This window comes from Undibacterium sp. CCC3.4, assembly GCF_034347425.1.
Classification (GTDB): Bacteria; Pseudomonadota; Gammaproteobacteria; order Burkholderiales; family Burkholderiaceae_D; genus Undibacterium.
Genome location: NZ_CP133779.1, coordinates 1,249,472 through 1,265,269, shown reverse-complemented (window position 1 = coordinate 1,265,269; position 15,798 = coordinate 1,249,472). Strand labels below are relative to the sequence as shown.

Annotated in this window: 16 protein-coding genes; 8 read left to right on the top strand and 8 right to left on the bottom strand. The window is 54.7% G+C overall.

Going from position 1 to position 15,798, the window contains the following annotated elements; translation table 11 throughout:
* The first annotated feature begins 163 nt into the window (after positions 1-163).
* Positions 164-1,147: an LLM class flavin-dependent oxidoreductase gene (locus RHM61_RS05820; protein ID WP_322250191.1), complete on the top strand. Its 984-nt coding sequence runs from the start codon at positions 164-166 to the stop codon at positions 1,145-1,147.
* Between the two features lie 92 nt (positions 1,148-1,239).
* On the opposite strand, the gene RHM61_RS05815 is transcribed toward RHM61_RS05820, so the two are convergent.
* From RHM61_RS05815 to RHM61_RS05805, 3 genes are all read right to left on the bottom strand, one after another.
* Positions 1,240-4,452, bottom strand: a complete 3,213-nt coding sequence (locus RHM61_RS05815; protein WP_322250190.1) for an efflux RND transporter permease subunit — start codon at positions 4,450-4,452, stop codon at positions 1,240-1,242.
* A 2-nt stretch (positions 4,453-4,454) separates the two neighbouring features.
* A complete protein-coding gene (locus tag RHM61_RS05810; protein WP_322250189.1) occupies positions 4,455-5,624 on the bottom strand; it encodes an efflux RND transporter periplasmic adaptor subunit in 1,170 nt (389 codons plus the stop codon).
* Between the two features lie 141 nt (positions 5,625-5,765).
* A complete protein-coding gene (locus tag RHM61_RS05805) occupies positions 5,766-6,257 on the bottom strand; it encodes a low molecular weight protein-tyrosine-phosphatase (protein WP_322250188.1) in 492 nt (163 codons plus the stop codon).
* A gap of 121 nt (positions 6,258-6,378) precedes the next feature.
* Here RHM61_RS05805 and RHM61_RS05800 point away from each other — a divergent pair, with 121 nt between their 5' ends.
* Complete coding sequence (locus tag RHM61_RS05800; RefSeq protein ID WP_322250187.1) at positions 6,379-6,942, top strand: GNAT family N-acetyltransferase; 564 nt, start codon at positions 6,379-6,381, stop codon at positions 6,940-6,942.
* On the opposite strand, the gene RHM61_RS05795 is transcribed toward RHM61_RS05800, so the two are convergent.
* Together RHM61_RS05795 and RHM61_RS05790 are read right to left on the bottom strand one after the other, a co-directional pair.
* Positions 6,919-7,170 carry a hypothetical protein gene (locus tag RHM61_RS05795; RefSeq protein WP_322250186.1) on the bottom strand — a complete coding sequence of 84 codons (252 nt, stop codon included), beginning with the start codon at positions 7,168-7,170 and terminating at the stop codon, positions 6,919-6,921. The genes RHM61_RS05800 and RHM61_RS05795 overlap by 24 nt on opposite strands.
* A gap of 27 nt (positions 7,171-7,197) precedes the next feature.
* Positions 7,198-7,590, bottom strand: coding sequence for an MAPEG family protein (locus tag RHM61_RS05790; RefSeq protein WP_322250185.1), 393 nt, complete (start codon positions 7,588-7,590; stop codon positions 7,198-7,200).
* A gap of 291 nt (positions 7,591-7,881) precedes the next feature.
* Here RHM61_RS05790 and RHM61_RS05785 point away from each other — a divergent pair, with 291 nt between their 5' ends.
* The 4 genes from RHM61_RS05785 (at position 7,882) to RHM61_RS05770 (ending at position 10,423) form a co-directional block, all read left to right on the top strand.
* Complete coding sequence (locus RHM61_RS05785; protein ID WP_322250184.1) at positions 7,882-9,084, top strand: ammonium transporter; 1,203 nt, start codon at positions 7,882-7,884, stop codon at positions 9,082-9,084.
* Between the two features lie 192 nt (positions 9,085-9,276).
* Positions 9,277-9,516 carry a hypothetical protein gene (locus RHM61_RS05780; protein ID WP_322250183.1) on the top strand — a complete coding sequence of 80 codons (240 nt, stop codon included), beginning with the start codon at positions 9,277-9,279 and terminating at the stop codon, positions 9,514-9,516.
* A gap of 118 nt (positions 9,517-9,634) precedes the next feature.
* Positions 9,635-9,967, top strand: coding sequence for a hypothetical protein (locus tag RHM61_RS05775; RefSeq protein WP_322250182.1), 333 nt, complete (start codon positions 9,635-9,637; stop codon positions 9,965-9,967).
* Between the two features lie 183 nt (positions 9,968-10,150).
* Positions 10,151-10,423, top strand: a complete 273-nt coding sequence (locus tag RHM61_RS05770; protein WP_322250181.1) for a hypothetical protein — start codon at positions 10,151-10,153, stop codon at positions 10,421-10,423.
* 56 nt (positions 10,424-10,479) lie between these two features.
* Here the strand turns inward: RHM61_RS05770 and RHM61_RS05765 are convergent, their stop codons facing one another.
* The gene (locus RHM61_RS05765) at positions 10,480-11,088 is read right to left on the bottom strand and encodes a hypothetical protein (RefSeq protein WP_322250180.1); all 609 of its coding nucleotides are present in this window, start codon (positions 11,086-11,088) and stop codon (positions 10,480-10,482) included.
* A gap of 307 nt (positions 11,089-11,395) precedes the next feature.
* On the opposite strand from RHM61_RS05765, the gene pncB reads away from it, so the two are divergent.
* The gene (pncB, locus tag RHM61_RS05760; protein ID WP_322250179.1) at positions 11,396-12,583 is read left to right on the top strand and encodes a nicotinate phosphoribosyltransferase; all 1,188 of its coding nucleotides are present in this window, start codon (positions 11,396-11,398) and stop codon (positions 12,581-12,583) included.
* Here the strand turns inward: pncB and RHM61_RS05755 are convergent.
* Entirely contained in the window at positions 12,509-13,348 is an 840-nt protein-coding gene (locus RHM61_RS05755) for a tRNA-uridine aminocarboxypropyltransferase (protein WP_322250178.1), read from the bottom strand. The genes pncB and RHM61_RS05755 overlap by 75 nt on opposite strands.
* Positions 13,349-13,366: 18 nt before the next feature.
* Positions 13,367-14,254, bottom strand: coding sequence for a LysR substrate-binding domain-containing protein (locus tag RHM61_RS05750; RefSeq protein ID WP_322250177.1), 888 nt, complete (start codon positions 14,252-14,254; stop codon positions 13,367-13,369).
* A 207-nt stretch (positions 14,255-14,461) separates the two neighbouring features.
* Here RHM61_RS05750 and RHM61_RS05745 point away from each other — a divergent pair, with 207 nt between their 5' ends.
* The gene (locus tag RHM61_RS05745; RefSeq protein WP_322250176.1) at positions 14,462-15,793 is read left to right on the top strand and encodes an MFS transporter; all 1,332 of its coding nucleotides are present in this window, start codon (positions 14,462-14,464) and stop codon (positions 15,791-15,793) included.
* Positions 15,794-15,798: the final 5 nt, after the last annotated feature.

The window sequence follows — 15,798 nt, the reverse complement described above, 5'->3', positions numbered from 1 at the left end:
TGCCGCCTATTTTACTGCCGAGGACCTCGTCATGCCAGCCTCATCAATTCCGGTCGGCAAACCCCCGCAGCGGAACTGTCGCATAATAGAGCAGGGTAGGGATACAATGCGCGCTACCCGGCAGTTTCTTATTTCGCGCACAGACTAGTCAGGCAGGCGTCAAATGGCACATCTCTCGGTACTCGATTTATCTCCGATCGCGGCAGGCAGTACGGCGGCGCAGTCATTTCGCAATTCATTATCCCTAGCGCAACACGCTGAGAATTGGGACTACCGGCGCTACTGGTTGGCCGAACACCATGGCATGCCCGGCATCGCCAGCGCCGCCACGGCCGTGCTGATCGCGCATATTGCCGGCGGCACCAAGCGCATACGCGTCGGTGCCGGCGGCATCATGCTACCCAACCATGCACCTTTAGTGATCGCCGAACAATTCGGCACGCTGGAATCACTCTTTCCCGGGCGCATAGACCTCGGCCTCGGCCGCGCACCTGGATCCGACCAACGCACTGCACGTGCGCTGCGCCGCAATTTAAACAGTGACGCTGATGAATTCCCGCAAGACGTGGCCGAATTACTCGCTTACTTCGCCGACGACGCCAGACTCTCGGTTCGGGCCGTGCCAGGACAGGGTTTGGCAGTACCGGTATGGATACTCGGTTCGAGCCTGTTCGGCGCGCAACTGGCCGCCGAATTCGGCTTGCCCTATGCCTTCGCTTCGCATTTCGCACCACAACAAATGATGGCCGCCATCGAACTCTATCGCACGCGTTTCCAAGCCTCGGCTTATCTCGCGAAACCATATGTAATGCTAGGATTTAATGTTTTTGCAGCCGAAACAGATGAACAGGCGCAGTTTCACGCCACATCTGCGCAGCAAGCTTTTCTCAACTTACGTAGCGGCCGTCCCGGCCCCTTGCCGCCACCGGTAGCCGGCTTTATGCAACAGCTAGGCCAAGCCGAACGCGGTCTGCTGGAACAAATCCTCGCTTGCTCAGCCATTGGTAGTGCTGCCACGGTCGAAAAACAAATGCAAAATTTTATCGACAGCACCGGTGCCGATGAATTGATGATTACTTCCAATATTTTTGATCACGCAATGCGACTGCGCTCGTATGAAATCGTCAGTCAGTTGTCGCTGCGCTGAGTCTGAGTAGAAAAATCAGCGACGCCGTAGGCTGAAAAAAAAGCCTGTCAACCGAAGTTGACAGGCCAGACTGTTGATGATGGCGATGATACTCAGGCAGCACGGGCGCGCAAGTGTTGCCCCAACCAGCGCACACTCCGTGCCAGCACGCGGTACACCAAACGCAGCAGACACAAAGTGCACAGCGCCTCGAGCATGGTAACAAGGAAGCCGAACAAGGCATTGTAACGGCTCATACGCGCGCGCATTTTGTCCATCATCCGTTCGCGTGCAATTTCTATACTGTCGTAAAACGTCGGCACCACTAACAAGGTCAGAAAGGTCGAGGTGATGGTGCCGCCGATGATAGCAATCGCCAGTGGTCGATAAAAATCACCACCTTCACCGAGCCCCAGTGCGACCGGCATCATGCCGGCGATGAGCGCAAACGTGGTCATCAAAATCGGTCGCAAGCGCACGCGGCCAGCCTGCATCAGCGCGTCTTCCCGGTCCATGCCTTCGGCTTCATTCTTACGCGCCGCATCGAGCAAGAGAATCGCATTTTTTGCCACCAGCCCCATGAGCATGATCACACCGATCAAACTCATCAAATTGATCGTGCTGTTGGTAATGAGCAAGGCCAGTACCACACCGATCAGTGACAGCGGCAGCGATAACATCACGCCCAATGGTGCGGTAAACGAGCCGAACTGCATGACCAAGATCAGATACATCAGGCCGATGCCGGATAATAAAGCAATCGCCATGGCACCGAACACTTCTTCCTGATCTTGCCCGGAACCGGCCACCGACAAACCGTAGCCAGGTGGATAATCGAATGATTCTGCCAATTTTTTCGCTTCCGAAATCACCTCGCCGGTCGAACGGCCCTCCACATTGGCCGATACGGTAATCGTGCGTTTGCCCTTGCTGTGGTTAATCCCGGAAGGGCCCTTACCCATGCTGATGGTGGCGATCTGATCGAGCGGCACCATCTGGTTGCTGCCGGATACGGCGATCGGCAAGCGTTCGATGTTTTCGCGGTTGACCCGATCGTCCGGGTGCAAGCGCACCGCCACATCGCGCGTTTCACCGGTAGGATCAACCCAATCACCGACTTCGATGCCGGCAAACGCTACCCGTAAAGCCTGTGCCGCATCATTCGAGGAAATGCCCATGGAATTGGCGAGGCCGCGATTGAGCTCGATCTTCAATTCTTTCTTTGGATCTTGCTGCGACAAGCCGATGTCGACCGCGCCGCGCACACTGTGCAATTTTTCCATATACGCGCTGGTAATTTCGAGCAGCTTGCGCGAATCGGGACCGGTGAATTCTATCTGCACCGGCTTTTGCGCGCCATTGTTCAAATCATCGAGCACCACATATTCCGCCCCGACCAAGGTTTGTATTTTGGCGCGTAAATCAGCGCTGATTGCCTTGGCATTGCGCAGCCGTTGATGACGCTTACCGATGTCGACGTAAATCCGCCCACCCGACGGCGCGATGGTACTGTTGGTATCGCGCACCTCGGGAATTTGGCGCGCTAATTCGGCTGCGCGTTCCATTTTCAACTTGGCGTATTCGAGCGACGACGAAGCCGGCGTGCGCACTTCTATCATCAAGGTACCCGAGTCGGTCGCCGGTAAAAAACTGGTGCCACCCCACTTGACCTGCAAGCCCAAGGCCAGCACCAAACTCAGGAAGGCGATGGCAGCCATGGCACGGCGATGATGCAAGGCCCAGGCGATCACTCTGCCATAGCGGTCGGCTTGCTGATCGAACCAATCATTGAAGCGCGCCAGCAACTTGCTGATGCCGCGTTTCGGTGCCAGATGGTGATCGACTGGGTCGCCCCAATACGCCGACAACATCGGATCGAGCGTAAACGAAATCCCCAAACTGACGAGCACCGAACAGGTCACCGTCAGCGCAAACGGACGGAACCACTCGCCCGGCATGCCGGGCATAAATGCGACCGGAATAAACACAGCGATGATGGAAAACGTCGTGGCGGCCACTGCCATGCCGATTTCTGCCGTGCCTTCGAGCGCGGCGGTACGACGGTCCGCGCCAAGCTGCATGTGCCGAACGATATTTTCCCGCACCACAATCGCGTCATCGATCAACACGCCGATCGCCAGCGACAAGCCGAGCAAGGTCATGAAGTTGAGCGTGAAACCGCATAACCACACCGCGATGAATGCTGCCACCACCGAGGTCGGCAGACTGAGCGCGGTGATCAGGGTAGAGCGCCATGAGTTGAGAAAAGCGTACACCACAAAAATGGTCAGACAAGCGCCAAGCACCAGCGAATCGATCACATTATCGAGGCTGCTTTGCGCTTCCTCGCCGCCATCGCGTGTCACTTCCAACAGCGTACCGGGATGAGTTTGCTCGAACTCGTGATTGATTTCCTTGACCAATTTATGCACTGCCTTGGCCACCGAAACCGTACTGGCATCGCGCGACTTGGTGATCTGCATGCCGACGTTGGGTTTACCGCTACGGATAGATAAACTGTCCAGATCAGCGAAGCCATCGGCTATCGTCGCCACCTGCGCCAAGCGCACGATTTGCTCGCCATTGCGTTTGACCACCACACTTTGAAATTCATCGGGCGACTCGATTCGGCCTACCAGACGGATACTCTCTTCATCCAAGTTTCCGCGCAGCTTACCCACCGGCGCATTGGTATTTTGATTGCGCAAGGCGTTCACTACATCGCTGACCGACACATTATATTCGCGCAATTTTTCGGCCCGCAGCAATACCGACAACTCACGTTTGAGCGAGCCGTTCACGCGCACCGTCGCCACCCCTGATATGCCACGCAAGCGGTCGGCCAGCTTGTCTTCGGCTAAGCGCGAAATTTCCGCATGGCTTAAAGTTTTCGACGACAAAGCCATATTTAAAATCGGCTGGGCCGCCGGGTCCCAACGCTGGATAACCGGTTCGCGCATTTCGGTCGGCATTTTGTAGCGCACGCTGGAGATCACATTGCGTACCTCATCCGAGGCTTCGATCATATTCTTTTTAAAATTGAACATGATATCGAACTGCGCCACGCCTTCATTGGCCGAGGCATTGAGCTCGGTCACGCCCTGCACACTGAGTAAAGATTTTTCCAAACGATTAATGATTTCGCGTTCCACCGTATCGGGCGAGGCACCAGGAAAATTAATGATGACCGACAAACCCGGTACTTCCACATCGGGATTTTGATTCACGCGTAATTTACTCAAGGCCAGTAAGCCCATGGCCATGAGCGCGATGATCATGACAATCGTCGCGACCGGCCGCTTGATACTGAAATCAGATAAAAACATGATTAATTTCCTCGCACAGCAGGTGCCACCGGTGCCGCTTTATTGGCTGCTACCCGGGTAATCGTCTGGGCATCGTGAAAGCCCGAGTTCGGACTACGCATCAGCACATCCCCCGGTGCCAAACCGCTGCGCACCTCATAATTACCGCTGCGTTGCTCGCGTTTGCCGAGCACGACGTCGACCCGTTTGAGTATCGTGCCGGCAACGCGCCAGACATAGACCTGATCACCGGCGCGCACCAAGGCCGCTTCCGGCAGCGTCAAGGCATTCACCGTACTGGCTTCGATTACGCCTTCGGCAAACAAACCGGCCACACGCGGTTGGTTGGCATCGATAAAACCGACTTGTACCTCGACCTGACGCGTGACATCGTTGGCCGCCGGATCGACCCGCGTCACTTTGCCATGAAATTCTTGACCGGTATAACCATTGATACGGAAACTCACCACTTGTCCAACTTTAACGATGGCAATCTTATCAGCCGACACATTGCCAACGAAGCGCATGCTGGTCGGATCGATCACTTTCACTAATTCCTTGCCCAGCGTTGCCGTGTCTCCCGCCGAGACTTTGCGTTCACTGACCACGCCGTCAAACGGCGCGCGCACCACCGTGCGCTGTAATTGTTGGCGTGCCGTGGTAGCGCGGGCGCGGGCGGCCGATACTTCGCTGCGCGCCGCGTCGACTTTGAGCTCGGCATCATCGAGCGCTTGCAATGAGGTCATGCCCGAGGCACGCAGCGTCTTGAGCCTTTGCAGCGAGCGGTCGGCCTGATCCATCGCCAGCGTGGCGCTGCGGGCATTGTCTTCGGCCGAATTGAGGTTATCGCGGATCGCCGTTTCATCCAATCTGACCAGCACATCGCCGCGCTTGACGCCGTCGCCGTTCTCTTTCAACACCTGCAGCACGATGGCTTGTACTTCCGCACGCAGATCGGCTTTGCGTTCCGGCTGTACCGAACCGGTAATCACCGGGCCGGAGTTGATTTCATTGCTGCTGACGATAAACACATCTTCGGGAGCGATCAGCAGCGCTGGCGTCGTCTTATTTCCCCCCTGCCCAGCCGTGGCCGCAACTGGCATGGGCGATTTTGTCGCCTCAGCATCTTTTTGATTGCTACAGCCGACCAAGGACGCACCGATGGCGGCGATGAAGAGTAATTTAGGTAACATGGCAAATCCGGTTGAAAGGCACAGGGATAGACGAATCCAGCAGTATTCCGCAGCTAGCCGACTTGGACAAGCGGTAAATGCCAAAGTTGCACTATTTGTGGATGAAACGCAAAATTTGAGGGATGAACGGTCAGCCGTGTGTCAGCAATCGAGCGACTGCTCTGCCAGTAAAGTGGCCAGTAAGCCTGCGGCAGCATCTTCTATGTAGTCGAGCACCTGTTCGAATCCTGCGGCACCGCCATAATATGGATCGGGCACTTCGTCCGCCTCGGTGGTGATCGCATAGTTCATGAACAAGGCCACTTTATGACGATGCGGCAGCGGACAGGCCGCTTCTAACAATGCCAAATTGTGTTTGTCCATTGCCAGTAGTAAATCGAAGCTGGCAAAATCGTCGGCCTTGATTTGCCGTGCTCGGAGGTGTTGTAAATCATAAGAGCGCAGCAAGGCAAAATGTTGTGAGCGCGAATCGGGCGCTTCGCCGATATGTTGCAGATGTGTGCCGGCCGAATCGATATGTAAACGCTGACCTAAGCCGGCCACTTCGAGCTTGGCGCGTAGGATAGCTTCTGCTGTTGGCGACCGGCAAATGTTGCCTGTGCAAACGAACAGTATCGAGGTAATGGCATGCATGTCGGGATGGCGGCTATAAGTTCCGGTAGTTTATCTTACACGTGACAACTGAAATGAAATGTCAAAAATCGATAAATCGGGCCGTGTTATGATGCCCTCGTTCCTATTTTGAGTTCCCTCGATGATGACTTTCAGCGCTACGGCCAGTGCCCCTTTTCCCTGTACCTTGCGGCCCGCTACGGCGGCCGATGCCACTGCCATCGCCACGCTGGTCAACAGCGCTTACCGCGGCGACAGCAGCCGTCAAGGCTGGACCACCGAAGCCGATTTACTGGCTGGCCCACGCATCTTGGCACCCGAGGTGCTCGATTTGGTGGCCGCCGCCGATTCTCTTATTTTGTTATGTGTACGCGACAGCGAGCTGATCGCGTGCGTGCAATTGAAAAAAGACCGTAGCTCGGCCTACTTAGGTATGTTCGTCGTGCGTCCCGGTTTGCAAGGCCAAGGCTTAGGCAAATATTTCATGCACGCGGCCGAACAGCATGCGCGTCAATTGTGGCAAGCCGAAACGGTGTGGATGACTGTCATCAGCATCCGTCCCGAACTGATCGCCTACTACCAGCGGCGTGGCTATGTCCGTACCGGGCGCACCCTGCCGTTTCCACACAATGCCAAAGAAAGCATGCTCGTTGAGCATCTGGAATTTGATGTGTTGGAAAAATCACTGACGCCGGAACACCCATAAAGCAACACACAGCGCGCTGCCGATGGCGTAGAGCCAGCCGGTATCGCTGCCGCTGAGGTAGGGATAGAACATCAGGGCCACGCCAGTCCACTTGATTTTGCTGTGCGCGTGGGTTTTACCGAAACGGTAGGCGGCGTAACCGATGATGCCAAACACGATAGCCCCGAACAGATAGGCTGGGGAGGGCAGTAAGCCGAGCAACAACTGTTGTGCCTCATCGGGGTTCATCATAGCTCTCCGGCGGCAGGTCCGCGCTCAAGACAGCAGCAAGATTGCGATCGAGGTAGATATGCCTGCACTAAAGAGCAGGGTGCGTAGTGTCGCCAGATTCGCCAGATACGCCGCGATATAGACGATGCGCAAACCGATAAACAGCATCGCCAACTGATCGACGCGCGCTTGCTCGGCATGCCCTTGCTGCGCCAAAATCACTGCCGCACAAAACAAGGGCAAGGCTTCCCAGCCGTTATTCTGCGCGGCATTCGCACGTTGTTGCCAGCCCTTGAGCGCATTGCTCCAACTGCGCGGATCATGATTATCATACAGTTCGTCAGCCTTGCCGCGCCGCGCTGAGGCGGCCTTGGCTAAACCAATCGTGACAATCGGTAGTAAGCAGGCGCTGAGTACGCACCAGTTGGCAATGTTCATGGTCTTCCTTTCACAGTGGAGCCGCCATCATAGCAAGCATCCTTCTCTTCGCAGGCTAATTTTTGCTTGAAAGAGCCGATTCAATTCGCGCTCTTCCTGTACGGCAAGATTATTCGATCGCACCAAAATGCGGAGTAATAACGCATCATTTCAGCGCGCCAGCCTCGAAAAAAATATATTTTTTTCATATTCCTCATAAATATCAAGGAATTACGAATGCGCACCAGAATGGAACGGTTTTTGCTTAATCGAACAGTTCTATTTCATAGTTGCACTAAATTGGGGATAAAAATGGATGGACTGAGAAACGGCGCCGACGCGCTCTTTGTATTACTTGGCGCAATCATGATCTTAGCGATGCACGCCGGGTTTGCTTTTCTTGAACTCGGCACGGTCAGGTCGAAAAATCAGGTGAATGCGCTGGTGAAAATTCTGGTTGATTTCGCTATTTCAACGCTAGCCTATTTCTTCATCGGCTATGGCGTCGCTTACGGCGTTGATTTCTACGCCTCTGCCGAGGTACTGGCAAATAAAAATGGTTACGAGTTGATCAAATTTTTCTTCTTGCTCACCTTTGCCGCCGCAGTACCTGCCATCATCTCTGGCGGCATTGCCGAACGCGCAAAGTTTTATCCCCAATTGATCGCCACCGCCTGTCTGGTCGGTTTCGTCTACCCACTGTATGAAGGCATCGCCTGGAATCAGCGTTTTGGCATACAAGCCTGGTTGAAGGCCAGCTTCTCGGCGGAATTCCACGATTTCGCCGGATCCGTGGTGGTGCATGCAGTTGGCGGTTGGGTCGCCCTGCCAGCCGTCTTACTGCTTGGCGCTCGCAGCGGTCGCTATATGAAAAACGGTGCCGTAGCCGCGCATCCGCCCTCGTCGATACCCTTTCTGGCGCTCGGTGCATGGATCTTGACGGTAGGCTGGTTTGGCTTCAACGTCATGAGCGCGCAGTCGCTGGAAAAAATGAATGGCTTGGTGGCGCTTAATTCTCTCATGGCCATGGTCGGCGGTACGCTGGCGGCCTTGGTATTGGGAAAAAACGATCCAGGTTACGTGTATAACGGGCCATTGGCCGGCTTGGTGGCCGTTTGTGCCGGATCCGACCTCATGCATCCGCTCGGCGCACTCGCCACCGGTGCAATTGCCGGTGCCATCTTCGTCTCGATGTTTGCACGCACTCAAAATAAATGGAAGATCGACGATGTCCTCGGGGTCTGGCCCTTGCATGGCTTATGCGGCACCTGGGGTGGTTTGGCCGCTGGTATTTTCGGACTCAAGGCTTGCGGTGGTATGGGGGGCGTGAGTTTTATGTCACAGCTCATCGGTACCGGCTTGGGCGTGGCGATTGCGCTGACCGGTGGCTTTGTCATTTACGGCGCGCTGAAACGGAGTATGGGCATACGCCTGAGCCAAGAAGAAGAATTCCAAGGTGCCGATCTGTCGATCCATCATATCTCCTCGACGCCGGAGCGGGAATCGCGCTGGTAGCCGTAGTCCAGTAACTATGCGGTACACAAAGCGTGCGATACCAGCACGCTTTTTTTTCGTCATTGCCCCCCCAGGCTGCCGATTAAAAAAATAAATAAAAAACTCGTCAACCTCACCGTTCTGGCCGGCGTTATCTCCTCATGCAGCACACAATGTACTGCAGCAGACCAACCCACCAGAACAGGATTTATCATGAATAAAATCATCGTCGCTTTGCTCGTCACTTCCTGCGCAATTGGAAGCGCTTTTGCTCAAGCACCAGCCGCTGAAAAAGTCGTTGCCAAGCCAGCGGTAGTCAGCGCTGCAGCGACACCGGCAGCGAGTGTGGAAACACCAGCGCCGACAGCGAAAAAAACGCATCACAAGAAAGCGAAAAAAGCAGCAGAAACAACGCCAGCAACGCCGGCAGCAGTACCTGCAGCAGGCAAATAATTTCTTAAAAAAAAGTTTAAAAAAACAGCGCTGAATTTATTCAGCGCTGTTTTTTTATGTTCGAAAAAAACGAACAAAAAATAAAAAATAAATTAAAAAACTCGTCAACCTCATCGTCTTGGCGCGCGTTATCTCCTCATGCAGCACACAATGTACTGCAGCAGACCAACCCACCAGAACAGGACTTATCATGAAAAAAATCATCGCCGCTTTGCTCGTCACTTCCTGCGCAATTGGTAGCGCTTTCGCTCAAGCACCAGCTGCTTCTGCCGCTGAAAAAACTGCAGCTAAACCTGCCGTAGTCAGCAGCGCCGCGACACCAGCAGCAGGTGCAGAAACACCAGCGCCGGCAGCGAAAAAAACGCATCACAAAAAAGCCAAAAAAGCAGCAGAAACTACTGCGCCTGCAAATTCAGCAACACCGGCAGCAGTACCGGCAATGAGCAAATAATTTCTCACGAAAAAGTTTTAAAAAAAACAGCGCTGAATTTTTCAGCGCTGTTTTTTTTTCTGAAATAGAAACGTAAAAAAAATAAATAAAAAACCCGTCAACGCCATCGCCCCGGCCCGCGTTATTTCCTCATGCAGCACATAATGTACTGCAGCAGATTAACTCACCAGAACAGGATCTATCATGAAAACAATCATTGCCGCTTTCCTCGTTACTTCCTGCGCAATCGGCAGCGCCTTCGCTCAAACGCCGGTAAAAATTGCACCACCTGCCGTTGCCGTCAGTGCTGCCGCCACAGCCTCAGCCACTCATACCGCGGCCAGCAATGCGGCAGCCACTGCCAGCACTGCTAAAGTCGTCACCCCGGGTGAGAAAAGCAAGATCAAACACCATATGGGCGTCAAAGCCGATGCGGCAAGTAAAGTGGATGCCGCCGCCGCCGCAGCAGCAAAATAAATTCTACGTGCTGCACAATGTATAAAAAAAATCGCCGGTTACATACCGGCGATTTTTTATTGTAATTTCTCCATATAAATAATGCGTGGACAGGCATTGGTCCGACTGCTTTGCGGACACCAGTAAGAAATATGGATAGCCCAATGTCGGCAGGAAATTTCGATCAGATCAGCAGTTTTTCCCATTCCCATATTGCAAGTCGATTCCAGCGCTGCACTAATCGACTTACCTTCAAAATAGCCATAGCTGCTCAAACGGCTGATCGCTTGTGCGGCCCGCGACGGTGTCAGGGTACCGGGGCGTACCCGCAGCAAGCCTGTACTGGAATGCAGCTGCATTTCCAGCTCGGGCGGCGCACAACTCCAGCGGCCTTGATCGCGCCCGCATTGCGCCACCCAGTACAGCGGCTGACCCTGCCATTGCGTATGCGGGCGGCAACTGACGTCAGCAAAATTCGCTACTTCCGCGTGTGGTAACAAGGCGTACGCCGTGATCTCGGCCGCTGCCACACCGAATTGACTGCCGCACACACTTTGTTCCAAGTTGGCACGTTCGGCACGGCTCAGCGCGACGGCATAGCTGTCAGCGGCGGCAGCGGGCAGGATGGTGCCGCCCAGCGCAGCGAGACAGAAAAAAATGTATCTTTGTATGGTCTTGACAAGCATGGCGGTGGGCGCAACGATCAGATGCAGGCGGGTAATGTCAGCTATTTTACGCTGAGCGAGCACGCTACTGACAACTGCTCAGTGTATTGGTGCTGACAACAGCCTTATGCGTATGGCATTATTCTGTCTGAATTGATTAAATTCACAATATGATGACGGCATCGCGCCGTCACACCTGAAGCGGCTTTCAAGGGGGCGACCCGCACGTCAAACACATAGCGTTGGCCCGACTGTGTACTGCTGCCACCGAATGGGCTAGGGAAGCGCGGTGTCAAGAAGTCCTCATATAACCAAGGAAACGGCTGTCATGAAACCAGTCATCACCAGCCTGTTAGAAACTGACTTATACAAATTCACCATGTGGCAGGCTTTGCTGCATAGTCATCCTGACAGCCAGACCGAATACCGCTTCGTTTGCCGCAATACGCCAGCCTATCCATTGGCCGATTTACAGGCCGAGGTAGAACGCGAACTCGATCATCTGTGCACACTGCAACTGACTGAAGCTGAACTCGATTATTTACGTTCGCTGCGCTATATTAAAAGTGATTTCACCGACTTTTTGGCACTGTTCCACTTTCAAAGAAAATTCATTCGCGTCAGCAGCCACGGTGACGAACTCGAAATCGTCGCGACCGGGCCGCAGGTCCATGTGATGGGCTTTGAAATTTATGTCTTGCGTATAGTTAACGAATTGTATTTCCGTCGTTTGCAGACAGCTGCCACGCTGGTAGAGGCACGCCGCCGTCTGGCCGATAAAATCACGGCAGTACGCGTCTTCGCGCAAGAACCGCCACGCCTGCACCCGTTCGAATTTTTTGATTTCGGCCTGCGCCGCAGTTTTTCCGCTGCCTGGCAGGAGGAAGTGGTGGCCAGTCTGGCTAAAAACTTGCCGCAATTCTTCAAGGGCACCTCGAACGTTTGGCTGGCAAAAAAATACCAACTCGTTCCCATCGGTACGATGGCGCACGAATACCTGCAATCGTATCAATCCTTCGGTGTACGTTTGCGCGACTTTCAAACCGCCGCACTCGAAGGCTGGGTGCACGAATACCGCGGTGATCTTGGCACCGCGCTGACCGATGTGGTTGGCATGGATGCTTTTTTAGCCGATTTCGATTTGTATTTCGCGAAACTCTTCGATGGTCTGCGCCATGATTCGGGTGATCCGGTGATTTGGGGAGAAAAGGCTTTGGCCCATTATGCGCAATTACGCATTGATGCCCATACCAAGCGCCTGGTATTTTCCGACGGCCTCGATTTACCGCGCGCCTTCGCACTGTATCGGCATTTTGCCGACCGCAGCATGACCGGATTCGGCATCGGCACCAATCTGAGCAATGACACCGGCCTCGAAGCGCTCAATATCGTCATGAAACTGACGGTATGCAATGGCCAGCCGGTCGCCAAACTATCCGATTCACCCGGCAAGACACTGTGCACCGACCAAACCTTCCTCGCTTATCTGCGCCAAGTCTTTGGTCACAAGCTGTGAGCCGCGCGCCAAGGCATGCAACTGCGCGTGCAAGGCATCGTCCCAATTAACTGGCTGCTGTTGTTTGGCGCGCAGATAGTGCTCGCAAAATACCTCCAGATAGGCCGCCAGCGTGTGCGCAGCATGGCTGTCGCCGGCCAGATGCAAACACAGTGCCGCCACCTCTGAGGTACACAAATGCTCATCACAACGTGAGCGGCGCAGGCGATAGCGCGACAACTGTTCCGGGGTCAGGCTGAGCACTGGGAAGGGCAGCAGGTAAGGACTTTTTTTAAAAATTTTCCGCGCCTCCGGCCAAGTGGCATCGAGCAGAATGAACAAGGGCCGCTTAGCCACAGCCTTAGCCGTCGCCTCAGGCGACGGCGGCAGCAAAGTGCTGACCACGCGTTCCGGGGCGACAAATTCACCGGGAAACACCACATACGGTTGCCACTGCGGATCGGCCAATACGGCCAGCAAGGCGGGGTCGACCTCGGTGCGCGCCCAACCGAAGGCCATGGTATCGGGTACGACGTCGGCGATCAGCCAGCCGGTATTGCTGGGTTTGAGTGTTTCATGTTCCGCCATCAGCAGGCACACGCCGGCGCGCGTTGCGACGATAGGCCGCAGCGCGCACAGACAATGGCTCAGTATCAAGCGGCAGCCGCTGCAGCGCTCACCATGCGGGCCACCACGCGCCAGAAATGGTCGGGTACTGCGCAACAGGCGCGCACTGCGCAAGCGTGACACGGCATGGGGCGGAAGCTTGGTGGGTGTGGAGATCATAGGCATCGTTATGCTTGCTCAGACGGTAGCGCTATGCAGCCGCGCGATAAAATTGGCCAGAATGGGGTTGTCATTGTCGTTACGAAAAGCATACAGCTGTATCACCGGACGCGCCGGCACGGTAAGAATTTCACGGAATACTACACCTTCAAAACGCAGCGTTGCCGCAGCGGCTGGAATGGCTGCCACGCCTAAGCCGGCACGTACCAAAGCGAGCATGGTGTGGATCTGGCTCACATATTCAACCACGTCCGGCAGTACCGCCGATTTTTCAAACAAGCCTTGCAACAGCAGATGAAAATATTTCGCTTCATAGGGCGAGTACATCAGCAAGGGTTTGCGGTCGAAGTCGGCGATGGTCGGTTGTAAGGGCCAGTCATCTTGCATCTGCTCCGGAATCGCCAGCACCAAGGTTTCGGCCGAACACGGCAGCGTTTCCAGCTCGCCTTGATCAACTGGTGGGCGTAACAAACCCAAATCGATTTGGCGGGCATCGAGCGCTTCGAGCTGGGCACTGCTGACCATTTCTTTGAGCGTCAAATGCACGGTCGGCGCCATGTCGCGCAATTGCTTGACCAAGGCAGGCAAGAAACCATAGCCAACTGAAGCGGTAAAACCGATAGCCAGCGTACCGGAGTCGCCTTTAGCGATGCGTCTGGCCGTCGCTACGGCCTCATTGGCTAAGCGTAAAATTCGCTGGGCATCGGGCAGAAAACTGCGGCCGGCCGCCGTCAAACGCACTGAACGGCTGTTTCTTTCTAATAGCAAGGTGCCGACCTGATGCTCAAGCAAACGAATTTGCCGACTTAAGGGCGGTTGCGTCATGTTCAAACGCACAGCGGCGCGACCGAAGTGTAATTCTTCGGCGGCAGAAACAAAGCAGCGTAATTGACTGAGTTCGAACATCGATTCAAAAATTGTATTAATTAAGTTGTTTGTTATTCTGTACTTGAATCGCTGAGAATGCAACAATTGCCTTGCAACGGAATACGTACGGCCGGTCGGCATTACCGACTGCGCATGCCTGTGTGGGTGTGGCCGGAACCGATCTGTGTGATGTTCACAAATATAAAAAAATTACGCACAACAGCGTAAAACAATATCGAGACAAGTATGAACACAATTACTGCCGCAGCCAGCCCTGCGCTACCAGCTACGCCGGCCAGTCGCGTCAGATACCTGATTCTGGCCATGCTCTTCCTCGTCACCGCCTTCAACTATGCCGACCGCGCGACCTTGTCGATTACCGGTTCGGCCATGCAAAAAGAATTCGGTCTCGAAGCGTCTTCCCTGGGCTTCATCTTCTCCGCGTTTGCCTGGGCCTATGTGGCGGCACAAATTCCCGGTGGTTGGTTACTCGATAAATTCGGCACGCGCCTGGTGTATGCCGCCAGCATCGCGTTGTGGTCGCTGTTTACCTTATTGCAGGGCATTCCCGGTTTTGTGCTCGGTGGTTCGGCCATCGTCACCTTCTTTGTCTTGCGCGCCGCGGTCGGGATTGCTGAAGCCCCCTCGTTTCCCGGTAACAGCCGCTTGGTCACTGCTTGGTTTCCCAGCGCCGAACGCGGCTTGGCATCAGCGGTATTCAATTCTGCCCAGTATTTTTCCACCGTCTTGTTTGCCCCGTTGATGGCTTGGATCGCCCACTCATACGGCTGGCGCGATGTTTACTATGTCATGGGCGCGAGCGGTTTGCTGCTGGCCCTGCTCTGGCTCAAAGTGATTTACGAACCGCGCCGCCACCCGCGCATCAATGCCGCCGAATTAGCGCACATCGAAGGTGATGCAGCGGCGGCTGCCGGCGTGCCGGCGCAGGTATCGAGCATTCGCTATTTACCGCAATTACTGCGCAATCGCATGTTGATGGGTATTTATTTCGGGCAGTACTTCATTACCACGCTGACGTATTTTTTCCTGACTTGGTTTCCCGTGTATTTGGTGCAAGCGCGCGGCATGAGCATTTTAAAAGCCGGTTTCGTCGCTGCCCTGCCGGCCGTGGCGGGTTTCGCCGGAGGTATCTTGGGGGGCTGGTTGTCTGATCGTATGATCAAACGCGGCTATTCCCTCACGGCCGCCCGAAAAACCCCGATTGTGTGCGGTATGCTCTTATCGACCAGCATCATCTTGTGTAATTACGTCGATACGCACACCCTGGTCATCGCCGTCATGGCACTGGCATTTTTCGGCAAAGGCGTCGGTGCCTTGGGTTGGGCGGTGGTTGCCGATACCTCGCCGAAAGAAGTCGGGGGCTTAAGTGGTGCCTTGTTCAACACCTTTGGCAATACTGCCGGCATCACAACACCGATCGTTATCGGCTTCATCGTGCAAGCCACCGGTTCCTTCTCTTGGGCGTTGGTATTTGTCGGTGCCAATGCGCTGGCGGCGATCGTTTGTTACTTGCTCGTCGTCGGTGAAATAAAACGCGCCCACATCGTGCTGAACTAAAAAAT

Excerpts from the sequence above, each read along its gene's own strand:
- RHM61_RS05790 (WP_322250185.1), bottom strand. The coding sequence starts at position 7,590 with ATGAACATTGCCAACTGGTGCGTACTCAGCGCCTGCTTACTACCGATT.
- RHM61_RS05795 (WP_322250186.1), bottom strand. The coding sequence starts at position 7,170 with ATGAACCCCGATGAGGCACAACAGTTGTTGCTCGGCTTACTGCCCTCC.
- RHM61_RS05750 (WP_322250177.1), bottom strand. The coding sequence starts at position 14,254 with ATGTTCGAACTCAGTCAATTACGCTGCTTTGTTTCTGCCGCCGAAGAA.
- pncB (WP_322250179.1), top strand. The coding sequence starts at position 11,396 with ATGAAACCAGTCATCACCAGCCTGTTAGAAACTGACTTATACAAATTC.
- RHM61_RS05785 (WP_322250184.1), top strand. The coding sequence starts at position 7,882 with ATGGATGGACTGAGAAACGGCGCCGACGCGCTCTTTGTATTACTTGGC.
- RHM61_RS05800 (WP_322250187.1), top strand. The coding sequence starts at position 6,379 with ATGATGACTTTCAGCGCTACGGCCAGTGCCCCTTTTCCCTGTACCTTG.
- RHM61_RS05780 (WP_322250183.1), top strand. The coding sequence starts at position 9,277 with ATGAATAAAATCATCGTCGCTTTGCTCGTCACTTCCTGCGCAATTGGA.
- RHM61_RS05810 (WP_322250189.1), bottom strand. The coding sequence starts at position 5,624 with ATGTTACCTAAATTACTCTTCATCGCCGCCATCGGTGCGTCCTTGGTC.
- RHM61_RS05815 (WP_322250190.1), bottom strand. The coding sequence starts at position 4,452 with ATGTTTTTATCTGATTTCAGTATCAAGCGGCCGGTCGCGACGATTGTC.
- RHM61_RS05755 (WP_322250178.1), bottom strand. The coding sequence starts at position 13,348 with ATGATCTCCACACCCACCAAGCTTCCGCCCCATGCCGTGTCACGCTTG.
- RHM61_RS05820 (WP_322250191.1), top strand. The coding sequence starts at position 164 with ATGGCACATCTCTCGGTACTCGATTTATCTCCGATCGCGGCAGGCAGT.
- RHM61_RS05770 (WP_322250181.1), top strand. The coding sequence starts at position 10,151 with ATGAAAACAATCATTGCCGCTTTCCTCGTTACTTCCTGCGCAATCGGC.
- RHM61_RS05805 (WP_322250188.1), bottom strand. The coding sequence starts at position 6,257 with ATGCATGCCATTACCTCGATACTGTTCGTTTGCACAGGCAACATTTGC.
- RHM61_RS05765 (WP_322250180.1), bottom strand. The coding sequence starts at position 11,088 with ATGCTTGTCAAGACCATACAAAGATACATTTTTTTCTGTCTCGCTGCG.
- RHM61_RS05745 (WP_322250176.1), top strand. The coding sequence starts at position 14,462 with ATGAACACAATTACTGCCGCAGCCAGCCCTGCGCTACCAGCTACGCCG.